Source organism: Streptomyces sp. NPDC000410, assembly GCF_040300305.1.
Classification (GTDB): Bacteria; Actinomycetota; Actinomycetes; order Streptomycetales; family Streptomycetaceae; genus Streptomyces.
In genome coordinates this window covers 65,539-86,858 of record NZ_JBEPDM010000032.1, presented here as the reverse complement: position 1 = coordinate 86,858, position 21,320 = coordinate 65,539, and the positions used below count along the sequence as shown (strand labels likewise).

General features: G+C 71.9%; 12 protein-coding genes. 8 read left to right on the top strand and 4 right to left on the bottom strand.

What is annotated here, in order from left to right; genetic code table 11:
• The first annotated feature begins 289 nt into the window (after positions 1-289).
• Positions 290-784 (top strand): MarR family winged helix-turn-helix transcriptional regulator, encoded by a 495-nt coding sequence (locus tag ABT342_RS26625; RefSeq protein ID WP_351578848.1) that lies wholly within the window; start codon positions 290-292, stop codon positions 782-784.
• Between the two features lie 5 nt (positions 785-789).
• On the opposite strand, the gene ABT342_RS26620 is transcribed toward ABT342_RS26625, so the two are convergent.
• A complete protein-coding gene (locus tag ABT342_RS26620) occupies positions 790-1,572 on the bottom strand; it encodes a hypothetical protein (RefSeq protein ID WP_351578845.1) in 783 nt (260 codons plus the stop codon).
• Positions 1,573-1,947: 375 nt separating this feature from the next.
• Between ABT342_RS26620 and ABT342_RS26615 the strand changes: the two genes are divergently transcribed.
• From ABT342_RS26615 to ABT342_RS26595, 5 genes are read left to right on the top strand one after another with little or no spacing between them, the layout of a single operon-like run.
• A complete protein-coding gene (locus ABT342_RS26615; protein WP_351578842.1) occupies positions 1,948-5,148 on the top strand; it encodes a sensor histidine kinase in 3,201 nt (1,066 codons plus the stop codon).
• Positions 5,145-5,627 carry a roadblock/LC7 domain-containing protein gene (locus ABT342_RS26610; RefSeq protein WP_351578839.1) on the top strand — a complete coding sequence of 161 codons (483 nt, stop codon included), beginning with the start codon at positions 5,145-5,147 and terminating at the stop codon, positions 5,625-5,627. The genes ABT342_RS26615 and ABT342_RS26610 overlap by 4 nt, the downstream gene beginning before the upstream one ends.
• Complete coding sequence (locus ABT342_RS26605) at positions 5,627-6,049, top strand: DUF742 domain-containing protein (protein ID WP_351578837.1); 423 nt, start codon at positions 5,627-5,629, stop codon at positions 6,047-6,049. The genes ABT342_RS26610 and ABT342_RS26605 overlap by 1 nt, the downstream gene beginning before the upstream one ends.
• Positions 6,030-6,653, top strand: coding sequence for a GTP-binding protein (locus ABT342_RS26600; RefSeq protein WP_351578834.1), 624 nt, complete (start codon positions 6,030-6,032; stop codon positions 6,651-6,653). The genes ABT342_RS26605 and ABT342_RS26600 overlap by 20 nt, the downstream gene beginning before the upstream one ends.
• 40 nt (positions 6,654-6,693) lie before the next feature.
• A complete protein-coding gene (locus ABT342_RS26595) occupies positions 6,694-7,929 on the top strand; it encodes a styrene monooxygenase/indole monooxygenase family protein (protein ID WP_351578831.1) in 1,236 nt (411 codons plus the stop codon).
• 25 nt (positions 7,930-7,954) lie between these two features.
• Here the strand turns inward: ABT342_RS26595 and ABT342_RS26590 are convergent, their stop codons facing one another.
• Genes ABT342_RS26590 through ABT342_RS26580 form a run of 3 tightly spaced genes read right to left on the bottom strand, consistent with a single transcriptional unit; the run spans position 7,955 to position 12,986 of the window.
• On the bottom strand, positions 7,955-8,467 hold the full coding sequence (locus ABT342_RS26590) for a hypothetical protein (RefSeq protein ID WP_351578828.1): 513 nt from the start codon (positions 8,465-8,467) through the stop codon (positions 7,955-7,957).
• 2 nt (positions 8,468-8,469) lie between these two features.
• Positions 8,470-11,763, bottom strand: a complete 3,294-nt coding sequence (locus ABT342_RS26585; protein WP_351578825.1) for a CHAT domain-containing protein — start codon at positions 11,761-11,763, stop codon at positions 8,470-8,472.
• Positions 11,760-12,986, bottom strand: coding sequence for a tetratricopeptide repeat protein (locus ABT342_RS26580; RefSeq protein WP_351578822.1), 1,227 nt, complete (start codon positions 12,984-12,986; stop codon positions 11,760-11,762). The genes ABT342_RS26585 and ABT342_RS26580 overlap by 4 nt, the downstream gene beginning before the upstream one ends.
• A 165-nt stretch (positions 12,987-13,151) precedes the next feature.
• Here ABT342_RS26580 and ABT342_RS26575 point away from each other — a divergent pair, with 165 nt between their 5' ends.
• Together ABT342_RS26575 and ABT342_RS26570 are read left to right on the top strand one after the other, a co-directional pair.
• Entirely contained in the window at positions 13,152-14,933 is a 1,782-nt protein-coding gene (locus ABT342_RS26575) for a fatty acyl-AMP ligase (RefSeq protein ID WP_351578819.1), read from the top strand.
• Positions 14,934-14,937: 4 nt separating this feature from the next.
• Positions 14,938-21,318: an SDR family NAD(P)-dependent oxidoreductase gene (locus ABT342_RS26570; RefSeq protein WP_351578816.1), complete on the top strand. Its 6,381-nt coding sequence runs from the start codon at positions 14,938-14,940 to the stop codon at positions 21,316-21,318.
• Positions 21,319-21,320: the final 2 nt, after the last annotated feature.

Here is a 21,320-nt window from a genome sequence, read left to right as displayed (position 1 = left end):
CCACCCCCCAGGCCATGCGTTCGACAGGGGGAGAAAGTCATGCCAACTCCGGAGGCCGGGCGCCCCATTGCGGGACCACCAAGAAGGTAATGGGGGGGGATCTGTCGACATGTCGCGTGCGCTGATGGTGTGGACATGTCATCAATGACGCTACGCACGTAGACCCCCCGGTGGAAGAGGGCCCGGTCCCCGTCGTTGGTCTATGCCTGCGAAATACTGACGGAGCTGCGGCAACGGCCGTCGGCGAAAGAAACTTTCAGGACCGGGAAACCGCGCGAGGGGTGCTGACGTGCACGGAAGCAGTACGGGGAGTGAATCGAACCCCACGGAAGGAAGTGGTGTGGACCACGAATTCCAGGAGTTCCTCGCCCTGGAGCGCGAGTTGGCCGTCTTCCTGCGCCGCGCCCGTGCCTCCTCGGGGGAGATGGCCCGCGAGGTCCACCCGGAGCTGGAGCCCGCCGCCTACGGACTGCTCGTACGGCTGGAGGACGCGGGCGGGCAGCGCGCCACCGACCTCGCCGCGTACTTCGGTGTGGGCAAGGGGACCATGAGCCGGCAGCTGCGCGCGCTGGAGGAGCTCGGCCTCGTCGCCCGCGAGCCCGACCCCGCCGACGGGCGTGCGTCTCTCGTCCGGCTCACCGACGAGGGGCGGGACCGCTTCCGCCGGGTACGCGACGCCCGGCGTGACCGGTATGTACGGAAGCTGGCGGACTGGGACCGGGCGGAAGTCGCGGAACTGGCCCGGCTGCTGCACCAGCTCAATACGCGCTCCGAAAGTCCCTGAAACCCTCAGAACTCCGCGTACACCGCCGTCGCGTCGTCGTGCGTCTTCCACCGCCGGACCCCGCCCCGCGCCGCGTCGGCGCGCTCCAGCGCCCGCACCCGCTCCACGAGGCCGTGCGGCCCCTCCTTGCGCAACAGCCCCATCAGGTCCCCCCAGGTGCCCTCCTCGAACAGGTCGCTCCAGCGCGACGCCCCGTCCGTCAGTGCCGCCACCGCCCGCACCTCCGCGCGTGGCGTACGGCCCGTCACCGCCCGCCGTGCCACCGCCGGGTCGGCCGCCGCCGTGAAGAAGCCGCCCTCCCGGTTGCGCAGGGCGTCGGTCGCGCTGTGCGAGCGGAGGATCTCCGGGGGGATGCGGTCCAGCCGGTCGTCGAGCACCGCCCGCACGGCACCGGTCGGCGACTCCAGCAGCAGCGTCGCGTCGGAGAGGACGAGATGCTCGACGCTCTCCTCGTCCCAGCGGGCGAGAGCGACGGTCGCCTGTGGCGTGCGGACGTGAGAAAGGTCACAGGTTTCGCGGTGGGCGTCGGCGGTGCGGCGGATGGACAGGGCGAGAATCTCGGCCAGGGGCATATCCCGGAGCGAACCGGACAGTTCGATCAGCGCGCCGCCGAGCCGGGCCGTGAACCAGGGCACCCCGTGCACACAACCGTCATCACCCCTGGGGGGCGTCACCCCGTCCAGGACCACCAGCGATCCGCCCTGGCCCGAGGCGGGCAGAGCGATGGATGCCCAGTCCTCGTTGGGGCGTTCGGGATCGCCGGGTGTGGTGGCGAGTTCGAAACGCATGATCCCCAGTCTGCCCGAGCCGACGTAACTCCTTACGACTCCTTCACGAAGTGGGCCAGAACGCATAATTGGCCTGAACCACTGCGGCGACCAGCGGCTTTTGGGTGGAATGATCGACTCCGGCCCGCTGCGGGCGCGCATATTGCCAAAGCCCGCCCAGAAGGTCCAACCGGCGCTCCGCGCGGCACCGAATTGCGTTTGCACATGAGTTGTTCGCCAACTCCTGAGTGATGTTCACTCGTTCGGGTGGCGGAGCGGCCGATGCGCGTCCCCCTCCCAAAAGCGCTGGAATGGTCGTAAGCCGTGCCAGGGGTGGGGGGCGTTCTCGTGTTGTGACCGGCCGTCACCTCTGCTTCATGGGCGGACGAGTCGAGAATGCGAGCACCGGTGCAGAAGAAGCGGCCTCGGGGCAAGGGCGGTACGCCCGGTACTGCGACCCCCGCGACCCCCACGGGGACCCCACAGGCCAATGAGGCCGCCACCAACCCCGGCCACACGCCCGATCCCGGCCTCACCCCCGGCGGGCGCCCCGTGCGCGTACGCCGCCGGCTGGTCGCCGGAGTCGCCCTGGTCTCCCTGACCGTCCTCGCGGCCGGCGCCCCGGCGCTCCTCACCGCCTCGGGCGAGCTGACCGAGTCCCAGCGGCTCGTCACCCTCGCCGAGCTCAACCGGCAGGCCGTCACCCTCGCGCACTCCCTCGCCGACGAGCGCGACGAGGTCACCGCGTACATCGCGGCCGGCCGCGAGGACCAGAGCGGACCGAAGAAGGACCGCCGCACCATCTCCGACAGCCGCAGCGCACGTGTCGACCGGCAGATCGACGAGATCGGCGCGAACGTCCCCGCCGCCAACGTCGAGCTGCTGCGCGACCTCGACAGCGTGCCGTCCGTCCGCCGCACCGCCCTGAGCGGCAAGGGCACCGCCCTGGACGCGTACAAGGCGTACACCGACATCATCGCCGGGCTGCACGCGCTCGCCGACGAGCTCGCCGAGAAGACCCCGGCCCGCGCGGCCGAGGCCAGCCGGGCACCCGCGGCACTCGGCCTCGCCGTCGAGCAGGCATCGGCGAGCCGCGCACTGCTCCTCGCCGCGCTCTCCGTGCCCGCACCCGAGGAGGACGAGGGCCCCTCCTTCGACCCCGTCACCGGGCTGCCGGTCGAGGACGAGGACAAGAACAAGGGCAAGGAGGAGGCCGAGGCCGCACGCGGCGCCCTGAGCGCTGCCGCCCAGCAGGCCCGGGTCCGGGAACTCGCCGCGCTCGCCGACTTCGACCAGGCCGCGAGCGGCGAAGCCCGCGACAAGCTCGCCGCCACCGTCACCGGCCCCGACGTCAAGACCGCCGAGGGCTATCTCGCGCGCCTCACCGACCAGCCCGAGCTGTCCAAGAGCGACCTCAAGTCCAACCGCGCCAAGGTCGAGTCCGCCCTCTCCGCCCGCGTCGAGCAGATGCGCGGCGTCGAGTCCGCGCTGGTCTCCGCCCAGGTCGAACGGCTCGAACAGCTCCGCGATGACGACGTCACCGGCCTGGAGCTGCGCGCCGCGCTGCTCGGCGGCTGCCTGCTCATCACGATCGGCATCTCCGCGGCCGTCGCCCGTACGCTGACCCGCCCGCTCGCCGTCCTGCGCATCGGCGCGGCCCGGCTCGCCGCCGACCCCGAGGCGGAGGAGCCGATCCGCTTCACCGGCCGCAACGACGAGTTCGCGCAGGTCGTACGGTCCCTCAACACCGTCCACGGAAAGCTCCTCGACCTCGCCGCCCGCACCGAGGAGCTGGACGCCGTCCGCAGTGACGCGAGCGCGGCGCGCGCGGAGCTGGCGGCCCAGCGCACCGAGCTGCAGGCGCGGACCGCCGAGGTCAGCGAGCAGCTGGAGCGACTCCGCAAGACCGTCAGCCACACCTTCGTCAACCTCTCGCTGCGCACCCTCGGGCTCGTCGAGCGGCAGCTCGCCATCATCGAGAACCTGGAGGAGCGCGAGCAGGACCCGGAGCGGCTCTCCACCCTCTTCAAGCTCGACCACCTGGCCACGGTCATGCGCCGGCACAGCGAGAACCTGCTGGTGCTCGCGGGCTCCGAGCACGGTCACGCCCATGTCGGCCCGGTGCCGCTGGTGGACGTCATGCGCGCCGCGGTCAGCGAGATAGAGCGGTACGAGCGCGTCACGATCCAGTCCCTGCCGCCGCACGCGCAGGTCGCCGGGTTCGCCGCGGACGACCTCAGCCACCTGGTGGCCGAACTGCTCGAGAACGCCACCTCCTTCTCGCCGCCCGACGCGCAGGTCCAGCTCTCCGGCTGGCTGCTGGAGAGCGGCGAGGTGATGCTCTCCGTGCAGGACGAGGGCATAGGGATGACCGAGGGCCGCCTCGAAGAGCTCAACGCGAAGCTCGCCGACCCGGAGCCCGGCGACACGGACTTCGGTATCGACGGGGAGGGCCTGGGTCTTCGCGTCGCCGCGCTGCTCGCGCGCCGTCACGGTGTACGGGTCCAGCTGCGCGAGCAGAAGCAGGGCGGCCTCGCCGCGGTGGTCGTCCTCCCGCAGTCGCTGCTCCCCACCGCGCCGCCCGCCGTCCCCGCGCAGAGCACCCCCGCGCTGACCCTGCCCGGCTCGGTCGCCGAGGCCAACTCCAACACCCTGCCGGGCCGGGCCGCCGCCGCCCACGACCCGCTGATCGCGGCAGCGGAGCACGCACTCGAAGCGTCGGAGGGCGACGCCGGGACCGAGGCGCCCAGCGCCGCGACCCCTGCGACCGATGAGCCGTCCACGCGGGCGGCCGACGCGGAGAGCGAGGCGGAGGCGACCGGTCCGGACGCCGAGCCCGCGGCCGCGGTGACCGACCGGGACCCGGAGCCCGCGACCGACGCGGACGCCGCTCCGGACGCGGAGTACGCGGCCGCCGCGGACACCGCCCCGGCGGCCAACGAGGACACCAGCACGCCAACGGCTCAGGCGCCCGTCGTGGACACGGACGACGAGTCCGCCGCGGACACCGCCCCGGTGGAGGTTCCGTCGGCCGACGCCGACGCCGCCCCGGACGCCGACGCGGACCCGGGCCCGGACCACGCGCCTGCCCCGGACGTCACCCCGGCGACCACCGCGGACACCGCCACGGCGGCAGCCCCGGCGGCCGACGCCGACGCCGACCCGGACGCCGACGCCCCCCGCCCGGAGGGCTCCGGCCCCGAGGTCACGCTTCAGGTCAGGATTCCGCGGCCCGCGCCGGAGCCCGACGCGCACGAGCGGGTCGCCGACGGCGGCGACGTACAGGCCGCACCCGCCGCGGATGCCGTGGACGGCGACGCCGACGAACCGGTCACCGACAAGGGCCTGCCCAAGCGCACGCCCAAGATCGTCGCGCCGCCCGCCGCGCCCAAGGCGCGGGCCAAGTCCGTCGACGCGGAGGCGCTGCGGCGTCGGCTCGGTGGGTTCCACCAGGGTGCGAAGGACGGCCGCCGCGACGTCGAATCGGAGCTCGCCGAAGCCGGGCCCGGGACCGGCACCGGGACCGGGACCGGGACCACCCGGAACCAGGAACACCGCGAGGATTCGGGGGACACCGTCGAGGAGGCACGCAGTTGACTGTGACCGGCGAGTTCGGGCTGAGCAGTGAGGCCCGCAACCTTCACTGGCTGTTGGGCAACCTCGTCGAGGAGGTGCCAGGGGTCCGGTCCGTCGCCGTCGTCTCGTCCGACGGGCTGCTCCTGCTCTCCTCCGACCCCGCGCGGAACGCCGCTCCCGCCACCCCCGGCCGCCAGGACGGCCCGCGCGGCTCCAGCGCCGATCTCGCCACCATCGTCTCCGGCATCGGCAGCCTCACCATCGGCGCGGCCAAGCTGATGGACGGCGGCGGGGTGAAGCAGACCATGGTCGCCATGGAGGAAGGCAGCGTCTTCGTGATGTCCATCAGCGACGGCTCCCTGCTCGGCGTGCACGCCGACCCCGACTGCGACATGAGCGTCGTCGCGTACCACATGGCGCTGTTCGTCGGCCGCGCCGGACACGTACTCACCCCCGAACTCCGCAGCGAGCTGCGCAAATCGATGGAGAGCGCCAAGTGATGTCCGCCGCAGAACCCGCCCCCCGGCTCCCCGTGCGCGGCGCCGGGAACCGCCCCGCCCGCGTCCGCCCGTACTCCCTCACCGGCGGCCGTACCCGCTTCGGTCACGTCCTCCTCGTCGAGACGTTCGTCGCCGCGCTCGAAGCCGGCGAGTCGCAGTCGCGCAAGGAGCTGACGAACGGGGGCCTCGCCGCCCGGGTCATGCCGGAGATGCGGGCCATCGTCGAGCTCTGCCGACGGATGCGTACCGTCGCCGAGATCTCGGCGCTGCTGAAGATGCCGCTGGGTGTCGTCCGGGTGCTGCTCAGCGACCTGGCCGACCAAGGAAAGATCCGCGTGTACGGGACCGGGGCCGGGGACGGCTCCGGCCGGCCCGAGCGCGCGTTGCTCGAAAGGGTGCTGAGTGGACTCCGTCGTCTCTGACCTCCCCACCGCCGTGGAGGACGAGAACGTACAGCCCTGGCAGACCGATCACACCCGCGCACCGATCGCCACCAAGATCGTGGTCGCGGGCGGTTTCGGCGTGGGCAAGACGACCTTCGTCGGGTCGGTCTCCGAGATCACACCGCTGCAGACCGAGGCGCTGATGACCCGGGCGAGCGAGGAGACCGACGATCTCACCGCGACGCCCGACAAGATCACCACGACCGTGGCGATGGACTTCGGCCGGATCACCCTCGACGACGACCTCGTGCTGTACGTCTTCGGTACACCGGGCCAGCAGCGCTTCTGGTTCATGTGGGACGACCTGGTGCGCGGCGCGATCGGCGCGGTCGTGATGGCCGACACGCGTCGGCTGTCCGACTGCTTCCCCGCGCTCGACTACTTCGAGAGCTGCGGACTGCCGTACGTCGTCGCCGTCAACCACTTCGAGGGCACGGCCGCCTACGAGGCCGTGGACGTACGGGAGGCCCTCACCATACCGCCGCACGTCCCGATCGTGATCATGGACGCGCGCAAGCGGATCACGGTGATCGAGTCGCTGCTCGCCCTGGTCGGCCACGCGCTCGACGTCACCCCTGAATAGCCACCTCCCGTAGTCCGTCCCGTAACGAAAGAGCCCCGCCATGCGGAAGATCCTCATAGTCGGCGCCGGTCAGTCCGGACTCCAGCTCGCCCTCGGACTCCAGTCCAAGGGGTACGAAGTCACCCTCATGTCCAACCGCACGGCGGACGAGATCCGGTCCGGCCGGGTCATGTCCACGCAGTGCATGTTCGACACCGCGCTCCAGCACGAGCGCGACCTCCAGATCAACTTCTGGGAGTCCCAGGCCCCGAGGATCGAGGGCCTCGGCGTCTCCGTCGCGGGCCCGGAGTCCCAGAGGGTCATCGACTGGGTGGGCAAGCTCGACGGGTACGCCCAGTCCGTCGACCAGCGCGTGAAGATGTCCGGCTGGATGGAGACCTTCGCCCAGCGCGGCGGCCAGCTCGTCGTGCACGGAGCCGCCGTCTCCGACCTCGACTACTTCTCCCGCACGTACGACCTGGTCATGGTCTCCGCGGGCAAGGGCGAGCTGGTCTCGATGTTCGGCCGTGACGCCTCCCGCTCCCCGTACGCCGAGCCGCAGCGCGCCCTCGCCGTCTCCTACGTCCACGGCCTCGGCCCGCGCCCCGAGCACCCCGACTACGACGCGGTCCGCTGCAACCTGGTGCCCGGGGTCGGCGAGCTCTTCATCATGCCGACCCTCACCACCTCCGGCCGCGCCGACATCCTCTTCTGGGAGGGCATCCCCGGCGGCCCGCTCGACGCCTTCCAGGGCATCAAGGACCCGGCCGAGCACCTCTCCCTCACCCTGGAGCTGATGGAGAAGTTCACGCCGTGGGAGTACGCCCGCGCGACGAAGGTCGAGCTGACCGACGCGGGCGGCACGCTGGCGGGCCGTTACGCCCCGACCGTGCGCAACCCCATCGGCCGGCTGCCCGGCGGCGGGCTTGCCCTCGGCGTCGCGGACGTCGTCGTCGCCAACGACCCGATCACCGGCCAGGGCTCCAACTCGGCCTCCAAGTGCGCGGCCGCGTACCTGGAGTCGATCGTCGAGCACGGCGACAAGCCGTTCGACGAGGAGTGGATGCAGTCCACGTTCGACCGGTACTGGGACACCGCGCAGCACGTCACCAAGTGGACCAACGCGATGCTCGGCGTCCCGCCGGAGCACGTCCTCAACCTGATCGGCGCGGCGGGTCAGCTGCCCCCGGTGGCCGACCGGTTCGCGAACGGGTTCAACAACCCGGCCGACTTCGAGAACTTCTTCTACGAGCCGGAGAAGACGGCCGCGTACCTGGCGGAGGCCGCCGGCGCGTGAACCACGCGCGGGGCCCGGCGGGAGGTCACGGCAGCGGCGGGGGAGGCGGAGGCGGTAGGAGGAGGTCCCGGATGACGCGGACCACCTGCCGCAGCACCTTCGGGTCCGTCGTCTTCTCCGCCGAGAACTCGATCTCCCGTCGGCCCTCGCGGTCGCGGTGGAAGCGGAACGAGACCTTCGTCTGGAGCCAGCTCACCACCGCGGCCAGCACCACCACCCCGGTCACGGCATCGTTCACGGCCAGCTGGTCGTCCTGCGGCGGATCGGCCAGCACGCTCCGCGCGAGCTCCCCGGTGACGTCGTCCTCCGCGAGCAGCTCCAGCAGCCGCCGTCCGGCGGCCACCGCTCCGGGCTCGTCCGCCGGGACGGCCACCTCCGGCTCACCGGCCGCCGTGAAGAGTGCTGCCAGCAGCTCCTCCGCGTCCCGGGCGTCGGCGATCCCGCTGTCCGCGGGGGAGCCGAGCTCGTCCCCGAGTTCCTGCGCGATCTCCTGCAGGGACAACACCACCGAGCGATCGCTCAGTTGTGCGACGGGCATCACTACCTCCAGTCTCCGAGCGAGATGAACCCGCCCCAGTGGTACGGATGTGCCAGATACGGGTGCGCGGTGTCGGCGAGCATCCGGCGTCTCGCCTCCCACAGCGCCTTCCAGGAGGGCTGCCCCTCCATCACCCCGCGCAGATAGTCGGCCAGCAGCCGTGCCGAACTGTCCCGATGGGCATTGAACACGGGCGCGACCAGGGTGTGGGTGCCTTCGCGGAAGAAGGCCCGGGTCAGTCCCGTGAAGTCCTCGCCGGGGTGCTGCGGGTCGCTCCACCCGGCCGAGCAGGCGCGCAGGACCACGGTGCGGGGCATCCGCAGCGGAGTGGAGATGTCCACGGCCCGCAGCAGGAAGGGCAACGACTCCGGCAGATTCAGCTCGTTCACGTCCTTGCTGCCCCTGGCGCGTCCGTCGGTCAGGACCAGCGACGAGTCCTCGGGGTCCAGCGGGCTCGCGTAACCGTGACAGGTGAGCACCGCCAGCGAGTGCCGCTCCAGCTCCGAGCCGACCGCGAGCGGCGTCGCGTCCAGACCGGTCAGGGCCGTGACCTCCCAGCCGGGGCCCCGCGGCAGGCTGAGCTCCTCGTACATGTCCGGCTCGTCGTCCTCCCGGGCGGCGACCCCCACCGCCAGCAGCCGCCGCTCCGTGTCCCGCTTCCGCTCCTGCTCCTGGTCCGAGGCCAGCAGGTACTCCAGTGCCGACACGCTCGGTGCGTGGACGACGGCCGCGTGCTCGGTCACGTAGGACCCGTCCCGCAGCCGCAGAGCGTGTAGCGGCAGGACGGCCAGCGGCCCGTGCGGGGCGATGCACAGCAGTTCACGGTCGGCCAGGAGAGCCTGGAACGGGAGCAGTTCGGCCGGCGGGTCGTCCAGTTCCGAAAGCCGCCTCGGGCGCCGTGCCACGATCTGGCCCAGCGGGGGGTAGACGTCCGGATCGCCGTTGATCCGCCGGCGGATGCCGTCCGCCATCGCCCGCAGCCGCTTCCTGCCGACGTCGATCCGGTACGTGCGCAGCTCCTCCTCGCCCGAGGCCAGGACGAAGCAGAACGTTCGCTCATGGCCGGTGAAGTACGAGGCGAGGACCATGCCCTCGGCCGGGGCGTGCCGGGCCACCAGCGCCAGGGCGTCCACGGTCCGCGCGCCGTCCGCCGCGCGCAGCCGCGCGTAGTCCGGAGCCGGCTCGCCGATCCGGTCCTGGAGCTCGCCGAGCTGCCCGCTCAGCCCGGCGTACACCGCGTCGCCCTCCGTACGCGCCCTCTCCCTGGCCTGGCTCCCGTGCCGCAGGCGGCGCACCGAATGCAGCATCCGCCCCTCCTGCGCGAGCAGTTCCGCCGGTACGCCGGCCGGTGACGGCAGGGGCAGCAGGGCGAGATCCGCGAGCAGACCGCCTGACTTCACCTCCTCGTGCAGATCGAACGCGACCCGGCCGGGGGAGGCGCCGCCGGGGAGCCGGAGCTCGTCGCCGTGGTCGAGGAGCAGCCCGATCAGCCCCTCGTACACCGTGATCGTCTTCTCCGAGACCTGGCCGTCCCGGCCCTCGCCGGGGGCCCGGGGGTCGTCCCGCGCCAGCAGCGTCCGGCACTGCGCCAGCAGTTCGAACGCGTCCTGCGCCCGGCCCGGCAGGTCCCGCAGCCCGTGGGCCAGGCGGATCCGGATGGTGACGGCCTTCAGCACGTCGCCGAACCCGTCGGCCTTGTCCAGTACGCGCCGCCAGTGGGCCTCCCACGCCCGCGGACCGTGTTTCTCCCGCAGCCAGTCGCCGACGGGAAGGGCCACCGCCCACGCGGTGGTCCAGTCACCGCCGTCAAGGGCGTCGGCGAGGTGGGCCTCCAGAGGCCTGTGGAGCTCCTCCAGCTCGGCGGGGTCCTCCGTCAGCGCCAGCAGCCGGGTGAGGACCAGCAGATGGGTGAGCCGACCGCGTGCGTTGTGCCGGGTCTCCCGCTCCAGGGCCCGGTGGTAGTGCGCGCGGGCGGTCGCGGGCTCGCCCTCCTCGCGCGCGATGTCCCCGAGCGCGATCTCCGCGTTCGCCGCGCCGAGCCACTGCCGGGGGGAGGCCTCGGCCAGGCTCAGCTCCAGCTGGTGGCGTGCCGCCGCGTACTGCTTGTCCTGCAGGAGCTCGACGGCGTAGTGGTGCCGTAGCGGGGCCAGCATCGGGGACGCCTCCCGCTCGCCGGCCGCGAGGCACTCCCGCAGCACCCGCTGGGCCTCCCGGGTCCTGCCGCGCAGCGTCAGGACGTGGGCCAGCTCGGAGTGCGCGATGAACCAGTCCTGCCGTTCGTGGCGCCGCTCCGCGAAGGCGATGACCCGCCGCAGGACCTCGGCGGCCTCGGCGTACGCCCCCCTCTCCTGGTAGGCGCGGGCCACCAGGGACAGTACGTCCCCCTCGCACGGGGCCAGTTCGGGACGGGTGTTGACCAGCTCCATCGCCTCGGCGAGCACCGGAAGCGACTCCCGCACCCGCCCGGAGTTCTGCAGGTCGTGGGCGTACTGGAGGCGCATGCTGAACAGTTCGGCAGGTGGTACGCCGGTCAGGTCCGCGGCGGCCGCGAGCGCACGGGCCTCGACGCGCAGGCACTCGTCGAGCCGGCGCGTGCTGCGCAGAACGAAGGCCAGCGCGCTGGAGGCCGGGCTGAGGGAGCGGGAGCCGCCCTCGAAACCCTGCTGCGAGAAGGCACGGGTGGCATGGAACATCGCCCGCTCGAAGCGCCCCTGCCGGCACAGGAGCACGGCCCACTCGGCCCGGCCGATGATCCGGCTCTCGGCGTCGTCGGCCACCAGCCCCAGGACGCCGATCAAGGGGGCGTAGCCCTCGCGGCCGGCCCGGGGGTCGCCGACCAGGCGGTGCAGCGCGTCATGGACGGCATGCTCGGGGAGCAGCCGGCGGTGCCGGTCCAGCAGCCGGTACGCCGCGAGCAGGCCGGGCCGGGCGGCCGCCGCCCGCAGCAGCTCCAGGAAGCTGCCGGGTCCGTCCGCCGGCGGCGCGACGCGGGTGCTCGTGGCGGGCGGGTTTCCGGCGGTGGTGGTCCCGGCCGGTGCGTCCTCGCCGCGCGCGGTCCGGGGCGAGCGGGCCATGCCCTCGCACAGTTCGGCGATGTACTCGGAGAGTTCGGCCGCGCGGGGGCGGCCGATCTCCCGCTGCGTTTCGGCCAGCCACCTCAGGTGTCCGGCCAGTTCGATGAGGGAGTCCGCGCCGGAGATCCCGGCGATTTCCTTGATCACGTCCGGGAACGTGGCCATGGTGGACACCCGCAGCGCGGTCCCGAGCAGCCCGGAGTCGGGTCCGGGGGCCGTCACGAAACGCCCTCCAGCCGTGCGAGCAGCACTTCGGCCGACGCCCGTTCCTCACTGTCGCGGGCCCGTTCCGCGGCGATGAGCGCATGGCGGCGGGCGTCGTCGGCCGCGCCCCGTTCGTGGAAGTCCCCGGCGAGCCGTAGATGGTCGGTCACGGTCGTGTCCGGATCCGCCTCCAGCGCGATCGACAGCTCTCGCGCCGCCGTCAGGTCTCCCCGGTGCAGCACGGCGAGTGCGGTGGCCATCAGATAGGGGTGAGCGGTCCTGGACGTACGGCCGCGGCGGCGCAGGGTGGCCTCCAGCGCGTCGGCGACCTCCTCGGACGCGTCCGCGTTGGCCATCAGTTCGCCGAGCAGATGCCGCGACTCATGATGCGCCTCCAGCTCCGCGAGCCGCCGCTCGTCGAGCGACGGGCCGCGGGCCTCGCGCAGCACGGGGGAGTCGGGGGCGGCCTCCCGCAGCCGGCGCAGCGCCTGCCGCAATGCCTCGGGCGGACCGCAGCCCATCCGCGCCTCGGCGAGCGTCTCCAGCACGCGGACGCTGTGCGGGACCTGGGGAAGGTGCTTCTCCAGGACGGCCACGGCCCGCTGGAACGGCGGCAGGGCGTCGTCCAGTTCACCGAGGGAGATCAGCGCCCGCGCGTACAGCAGGACGGCCTCGGTGGAGGGTCCCCGGTCGGGGTCCGCCTGCTCGTCCATCTCCTCACCGGCGGCGATCCTGAGCTCCAGGAAGCGCCGCTCGACGCTCCTGTCGCCGCGCGTCCTCACCTCGCGCAGCCGGGCAACGAACTCCTCGAACTCCGGCCCTTCCTCCTCCATTCCGGCCTTCAGCCGCTGGGCCAGGCACCCCAGGATCACCGACTCGGCGAGCGCCAGGCGGCCCGCGCGTGCCGCCACCGTCGCCAGGTCCATCCGTATCGCGATCGAATCGAGGTGGGCCTGGCCCAGTTCGCCGAGCGTGGTGAGAGCCGCGAACGGCATCTCCGCCCGCAGATAGGCCAGCGCGAACAGATGCTTCTCGGCGCGCCCGCCCGTCGCGGCCTGCTCGGCGAAGTAGGTCAGCGCCCGGTCCCGGTCCGGAGCGCCGGGCGCGACGAGGGCGAGCAGAGCCGGGTGGCGGCCGGTGACCGCGCCGGGGTCGTACGGGACCCGCCAGTCGGCGCCCACACCGGAAGGATTCGACGAACTCGCCACACAGGCCCCCGTGTTCGGTCGTGGGATCTCCACGATTCCATGGTCAAGGGACGGTATGCCCGCTGTGGCACACGTCACACGTTACCCATGGTCAACTCTTGTTAGGCTGCCGCGAGTATTCACGGAACGTGAAAAATGGAACCGTCATTTGCACTTGGTCAGTTGTTAGCCCCCACGCAACACTGAATGAGGCTGAGAATGCTCGACGATGCTGTTTCGAAGAAGACCACGACGTTAGGCGAAGTCGGCTACGAGACAGTGGTCGACGCCTTACGCGCTCACTCCATGAACACTCCGGACCGTAGACTCTTCACGTTCCTCCCCGACGGCGAGGACGAGGAACCACCCCTCACCTTCTCCCAGCTCGATGCCAAGGCACGAGCCGTCGCCGAAACTCTCCGCGCGCAGGTCGAGCCGGGCTCCCGGGCGCTGCTGCTGTTCACTCCTGGTCAGGAATTCGTCGTCGCGTTCTTCGGATGCCTCTACGCGGGCGTCGTCGCCGTGCCCACATATCTGCCGCACCCCGCGCAGCGGGCGCGCGGGCTCCTCCGGCTGGCCGGCATCGCCGAGGATTCCCAGCCCGCCGCCGTGCTGACCACCTCCGCGATCCAGGCGTTCGTCGAACCGGCGGCGAGCTCGATCCCGGAGCTCCAGGAAGCGGCCTGGCTGGCCATCGACACGATTCCCGAGGCGAAGGGGGACGGCTGGTCGGCGCCGACGCCGGCGCCGGGGTCCGACACCGTCGCGTTCCTGCAGTACACGTCCGGCTCGACCGGGCAGCCGAAGGGTGTGATGGTCACCCACGGCAACCTCGCCCACAATATCGAGCTGATTCGCAGGTCGCTCGATCTCGACGAGTCGACCGTGAGCGTCGGATGGCTTCCCCCTTATCACGACATGGGGCTGATCTCGATGATCATCCTGCCTGCCATGATGGGAATCCATTCCGTACTGATGCCCTCCGTGGCCTTTTTGCAGAACCCGGTGCGGTGGCTGCGTGCGATCTCCACATATCGCGGCACACTTTCCGCGGCCCCCAACTTCGCATTCGATCTGTGCACGCGAAAAGTGACCGAGGAAGAGCGTGCGGAGCTGGACCTGTCGTCCTGGGCCGTCGCGACCAACGGTGCCGAACCGATCCGAGCGGAATCGATCGAGCAATTCTCCGACGCCTTCGCGTCGACGGGATTCCACCCGGACACCATCGTTCCGGTCTACGGGCTCGCCGAGGGCACGCTGTTGGTGACCGGGGCACCGACGAAACAGCCGAGGATCTTCCGCGCCTTCGACGGAAGCGCACTCGAGCGCAGCGGTATCGCGCGAGCCGTGCCGGAGGACAGCCCGGACGCACGCCTCCTCGTCGGCGTCGGCTTCAGCCAGGACCTGGACGTGGCCATCGTCGACCCGCGGGCGCGGACCCGGTGCCCCTCGGGACAGGTCGGAGAGATCTGGGTCGCCGGCAAGAGCGTCGCGGCCGGCTACTGGCAGCGCCCCGACCTCACCGAAGAGGCCTTCAGGGCAACGCTGAGCGACAGCGGCGAGGGCCCGTTCCTGCGCACGGGCGACCTCGGCTTCCAGACCGAGGACGGACTTTTCGTCTGCGGCCGCATCAAGGACGTCATCATCGTGGGCGGTCGCAACCACTACCCCCAGGACATCGAACGGAGCACGGAGCACGCGCACTCCGCGATCCGGCCCGGGTGCGTGGCCGCCTTCGCCGTGGAGACCGACGGGGAAGAGACCGTCGTGGTCGCGGCCGAACTGCGCCGGGAGACCGGTGACGGCAAGGACCCGGTCGATCGTGCGAGCGTCGCGAGCGCCGTACGGCGTGCGGTGATGCAGGAGCATCAGCTGGCCGTGCGAGACGTCGTCCTGCTGCCTGCCGGAGCCCTCCCCAAGACATCGAGCGGGAAGTTGCAGCGCGGGGAATCGCGAAAGGAATACCTCGCCGGCCGGTCTCCGTGGAACGGAAAAGACTGAACCGATGACGGCAGAGACGGAGAGGGAAGCAATGACGGGGGAAGCGATCTCCGAGGCCGACTCCGAGGCCGAGCTGGAGACCTGGTTGAGCCGGCGCATAGCCGAACTCGCCCGCATGGACGCGGGCGACACCATCTCGCCCCACGAACCGCTGGCGACGTACGGCCTGTCATCGGCCGACGCGGTCGCCCTGGCCGGTGAGATCGGCGCCCGCCTGGGCCGGAGGATCTCACCCACCATCGCCTACGACCACCCCACCCTCAGGGAACTCCTGGACCACCTCCAGGACAGGACGCCCGGGAAGAGCGCCGCCACGCCGCGTCGAGCCGCCCCGGAACACGCCCACAACGAACCGATCGCGATCATCGGCATGGGGTGCAGGTTTCCCGGAGCCGACGGCCCGGACGCGTTCTGGGAACTGCTCGAACAGGGCGTGGACGCCATCGGCACCGTCCCCGACGACAGGTTCGCGCGATGGAACCGCGGGAACAGCGGCACGGCCCGTGCGGGGCTCGGCGGCTTCCTCAACGACATCGGCGGCCTGGACCTCGACTTCTTCGGCATCAGCGAGCACGAGGCCGCCAAGATCGATCCGCAGCAGCGGCTCATCCTGGAGGTCGCCTGGGAGGCCATCGAGGACGCGGGGATCGATCCGTACAGCCTCGCGGGTTCGCCCACGGGGGTCTACGTCGGCATCTCCACCTCGGACTACCGGAGCGTCCTGACCGACTCGCCCACGATCGACGCGTACTCGCTGCTGGGCGGCGCGTCCAGCGTCGCCGCCAACCGGCTGTCCTACCTGCTCGACCTGCGCGGGCCGAGCCTGTCGATCGACACGGCCTGTTCCTCCTCCCTGGTCGCCGTCCACCTCGCGTGCGACGCGATACGGCGGGGGGAGTGCGGCGTCGCCGTCGTCGGCGGCGTGAACGTGATCCTCACCCCGTCGATCACCGAGGCGTTCGACAACTCCGGCGTCATGGCGCCCGACGGGCGCTGCAAGACCTTCTCCGCACAGGCCGACGGCTACGTACGCAGCGAAGGCGCGGGCGTCGTCGTGCTGAAACCGCTCAGCGAAGCACTGCGCGACGGCGACCGTGTCTCGGCGGTGATCCGCGGCTCGGCCGTGACGCAGGACGGGCGGACCAACGGGCTGCTGGCGCCGAGCCGGCAGGCCCAGGAAGAGGTCGTACGGCTCGCGCTCGAACACGCGGGCGTCGATCCGTGGGAGGTCGACTACGTCGAGGCCCACGGCACGGGGACGGCCATCGGCGACCAGATCGAAGCCGCCGCCCTCGGCAGCGCCCTGAGCAAGGGACGCTCCGACGACCGGCCGTGCGCGATCGGCTCGGTGAAGACGAACGTCGGGCACCTGGAAGCGGCGGCGGGCATCGCCGGCCTCATCAAGCTGGCCCTGTGCTTCGAACGAAAGGCCCTGCCGCCGTCCCTGCACTGCGCGGAGCCGAACCCGGACATCGATTTCGACGGACTCGGACTGCGCGTGCAGTCCTCGCTGAAGCCGTGGGAACCCGCGCCGGAAGCCGGCGTCGCCGGAGTGAGCTCCTTCGGCTTCGGCGGCACCAACGCCCATGCCCTCCTCGGCCCCGCACCACAGCCGGAGAGCGCCGAGGGCAGAGAACATCCCGTACAGGTCCTGGCCCTGTCCGCCGGCACGGAGGAAGCCCTGCGCACCCAGGCCGCGCGCTACGCGACCTGGGCCGAAGACCTCACCGCCGACACGCTGCGGCACGGTTCCGCCGCGACGACGCTGCTGCGGGGGCGCGGCGGGCCCCGGGGGCGTGCCGTCCGCGCCGCGTTCACCTTCGCGGACAAGGACGAGCTGCTCTCCCGCCTGCGGGGGCCGTTCGCGGCCGGAAGCCCGGCGCCGGACGACGCGGGCGTCGTCTTCGTGTTCCCGGGACAAGGGGCCCAGTGGATCGGGATGGGCCGGGCCCTCCTCGACACGGAACCCGCCTTCGACCTCGCCATCTCGCGCTGCGAGCAGGCATTCGCCCCGTACGTCTCCTGGTCGCTGCGCCAGGTCCTGACCCAGGAGGACAGCGCCCCCCTGCTGGAGCGGATCGACGTCGTCCAGCCGGCGATCTTCGCGATGCAGGTCGGCCTCGCGGCGGTCTTCCGGTCCTGGGGCGTACGGCCCGCCGGTGTCATCGGACACAGCATGGGCGAAGTGGCGGCGGCCCACGTCTCGGGCGCGCTGCGCCTGGAGGACGCGGCGCGGGTCATCTGCCGCCGCAGCGCACTGATGATGCGGCACCGGGGCCAGGGCGCCATGGCGCTCGTCTCGCTCCCGGTGGCACGGGTGCGGCAGTTCCTGGAGCCGTACGGGGACCGCCTGTCGCTGGCCGCGCACAACGGGCCCGGCACGACGGTCGTGTCCGGGGAGACCGGGGCCGTCGACGAGTTCATCGCCGCCATGGACGCCAGGGACGTCTTCTGCCGCCGGGTCAAGGTGGACGTGGCCTCGCACTGCGCCCTGCTGGAGGACCTCCGGGATGATCTCCTCGCGGAGTTCGCCGGACTGTCGCCCCGGCGTGCGACCGTTCCCTTCTACTCGTCCCTCGCCGGTCAGCGCTTCGACACGAACGCGCTGACCGCGGACTACTGGTGGCTCAACCTGCGCGAGCCCGTCCTCTTCGCGGACGCGGTGCGCGACGCGGGAGCGGCAGGCCACCGCGTGTTCCTGGAGCTGAGCCCGCACCCCTTGCTGTCCGTCTCGGTGACGGAGTGCCTGGAGGACGCCGGCCATGCCGGAGCCGCCGTACCGGCGATGCGACGCGGGGAGGACCAATCCCCCTACGAGTCGGTCGCCGCGCTCTTCGAGGCGGGCTGCGACATCGACTGGCACAAGTTCTACGGGGGCCGGCCCCGGTCCGGGGCGCGGCTGCCCTCGTACGCCTGGCAGCGCCAGGTGCGCTGGGTCGAGCCGCCGAGCCGGCGGGCCGAAGGGCTGCTGGTCACCGGTGCGCTGCCGGTCATCCGTGATCACCGCGTGCAGGAGCGGGCGATCGCACCGGCCGCGTGGATGCTCGACGCCGCGCTCCGGGAGCTGAACCCCGGGCAGGTGAGCCGGTACGGGCTCACCGACGTCCTGGTCACCAACCCGCTGGCGGTCGCCGACGGCGAGTCCCGCCACGTGCGGGTCTCCCGGCGCGCCCGCTCGGGGGACGAGCCGGTCCTGTCCGTCGAGAGCCGAGCGGCGGACGACCCGGGCGCCGTGTGGGAGGAACACGTCTCCGCGGTGTGGTCGAGCACGCGGCCGGCCCCGCCCGCCGCCGACCTGTCCGAGATCCGCCGACGGTGCGCCGAGCAGGTCGGGTCCGAGACCCTGTACGAGCACCTGGCGGCTTCGGGCCTCAGCTACGGATCCAGCATGCGCATGGTGACCGAGATCCGGCTGGGCGAGAAGGAGGTGCTCACGAGGCTCGCCACGCCCTCCGACCAGACCCGTGGCCACTGGCTGCCCGCGGACGCCGTCGACGGGGCGATGCAGTCGATCGCCGCGCTCTCCTTCGGCGTCGGCGCCGAAGGCACCTTCGTGGGATTCGGCTACCAGCGCGTCGACGTCTTCGCGAAGTGGTCCGGTCCGGCGTTCGCCCATGTGCGCCTTCGGGGCGAACTGGAAGAGAAGGCGGACAGCTTCGACTGCGACGTGGCGATCCTCGACGCCGACGGGCGGGTGCTCGCGCAGTTCACGTGTGTGTCGCTCAAGCGCATGCGCGACCGGCACGCCATGCGGTTCTTCGCCGTGGAGCACAGGCCGCGGCCCCGGCCCTCCGAGGCCGCCGAGCGCCCCGGCCCCGTGGTGATCCTCACCGGCGACGCCGAGAAGTGCGCGGCTCTGGTGGAGGAGCTGCGGGGGGCGGGCACCACCTGCACCGTCACTCCGATGCCCGAGGGCGAGGACACCGAGGCGTTCCTCCGGTCACAGCCGACGGACGCGCGGCTGCTCTGCGTCGAGCCGGACCGCGAGGCGTTCCTCTCCCTCCTGCGGTACGCCGCACAGAGCCAGTCGGCCGCGCGCCGTGAGCTCGCGCTGGTGAGCAGCGATGTCACGCTGCCACCGCTGCTGCGCGCGCTCGAGCAGGAGACCGTGGGCTGGTCGGGCCGGGCGATCCAGATCGACGCCGGGGAACTCCCGACGCGTGAGCTCGCGCGCGACATCGCCGCGGAGCTCGCGCTGCCGGCGGGCGCGTTCCTCGTCCGCTACCGGCACGGGGAACGTACGCTCCCGTCTCTCACCCCGGTGGACACCGGAGCCGGTCCGGTGGATCTCAGGCCGGGCGGCGTCTACTGGATCACGGGCGGGCAGGGCGGCCTGGGATCGACGCTGGCGCTGACCCTCGCCGAGGAAGCGGGCGCACGCGTGGTGATCACCGGGCGTCGCGAGCAGGTCGACGCGGACCTTCAGGACGCGGTCGAAGCCGCCGGCGGGCGGTTGCTGTACCTCCAGGCCGACGTGACCGACGAGGCCGCCATGCGGCGGGCCCTGGGCGAGACGCTCCGTCAGTTCGGCGCCCTGCACGGCGTGATCCACACCGCGGGCATCCTCGACGACGCCCTGATCCAGTCGACGTCGTCCGACCGCATGCACGCGATCATGCGGCCGAAGGAGCGTGGTGCCCAGCTCCTCATCGACACCGTGGCCTCGGAGGACCTCGACTTCATCGTCCTGTTCTCCTCCCTGGCGAGCCTGTTCGTCACGCCGGGACAGGGGGCCTACGCGGCGGCCAACGCGGCGCTGGACGCCATGACGGGCACCGGACGCAGCCGGCGCACGCCCGTACGCTCCCTCAACTGGGGCCCCTGGGCGGAGCTCGGAATGGTCGCCGACGCCAAGTACCAGCGCCAGCTGCTCGAACGAGGCCTGCACCCGATCACCCCGCAGGACGGCGCCCGCGCGTTCCTGGACGCCCTGGCGAGCTCCCACCATCAGCTCGCCGTCCTGGACGTCCGCGACGACGTCGCGGACGAACTGGTCGCCGGCTTCAACCGCGGGCACGCGGCCCTCGCTTCCGGGAACCAACCCCGCACCCGGACCGCCCGGTCGGAAGGCGACGGAAGCTCGGCCGCCGACTTCGTCCGGGCCGAGCTGGCACGCGCCCTGCGCCGCTCCCCGGACGAGATCGACACCTCGGTGCGCTTCGACCGCCTGGGCGTCGACTCGCTGCTCTCCGTCTCGGTCACCCGCAGGATCGGCGCCCACTTCGGGCTCGAACTCCCGGCGACGTTCATGTTCAGCCACCAGACGGTGGACGCCGTCGGGCTCTACCTGGACGGCGTGCTCGGGACGGAAGAGGCCACGGAGACGGAAGCGTCGCAGCCCGAGGCACTGCCGCAGAGCGCTCAGGAAGTCACCCTGGACGCGGCGGAGCGCCACAGCAGCGTCCCCGGCTACACCATCGCCGCCTCCCCGTCCGGGCTCGACATGCGCCTGACGGACGTCCCCGTGCGCAAGCCCGGCCCGGACGAGGTGGTCATCGACGTCCACGCCGTCGGGGTCAACTTCATCGACGTACTGGCGTCCACCGGGTTCCACCCGTTCCTGTCGAACCCGCCGTTCGTCCCCGGCCACGAGGTGGCCGGCGTCGTCCACGCGGTGGGCGACGCGGTCGAGCACCTCAGGCCCGGCGACCCCGTCATCGCGCTCACCCAGCAAGGAGGCTATGCGGCCCGGGTGACCACGGAGTCCTTCACGGTCACCCCGCTGCCCCGGGGCCTCTCCTTCACGGACGCGGTGTCCATGCTGATCAGCGGCCTTACCGCGATCGCCTGCCTGGAGCGCCAGGCGCGCGTGAACCAGGGCGACCGGGTACTCGTCCAGGCGGCGGCCGGCGCGACCGGGACGGCGTGCGTACAGCTGGCACTGCACCATGGCGCCACCGTGTTCGGGACCGCCGGTACGGAAGCCAAGCTGGAGCACCTGAGGGCGCTCGGGGTCCAGCACCCCATCAACTACGAGCAGACCGACTTCGCCGACGCCGTACGGGAACTCGGCTCAGGCCAAGGGCTCGACCTCGTCGTCGATTCCCTCTCCGGCGACGCCGTGGCCAAGGGGCTGGAACTGCTCAGGCCCGGGGGCCGCTTCGTCGAGATCGGAGCCGCGGGAGTGCTCGATCTGGCCGTCGACGGCCGGGACCTGTTCATGAGCAGCCGCTCGTTCTGCACGGTGAACGTCGGAGCCCTGGCACGTGACCCGGCCGGCCTGCGGCCCATGATGGAACGGCTCGTCGAGCTGATCGACACGGGCGTGTTCCGTCCGGCCGTGGGCGGGGTCTTCGACTTCGAGGACGCCCCACGGGCGATCACACAGCTGCGCAACCGGGCCAACATCGGCAAGTTCGTCATCAGCGTCTCAGAGCGTTCTTAGGA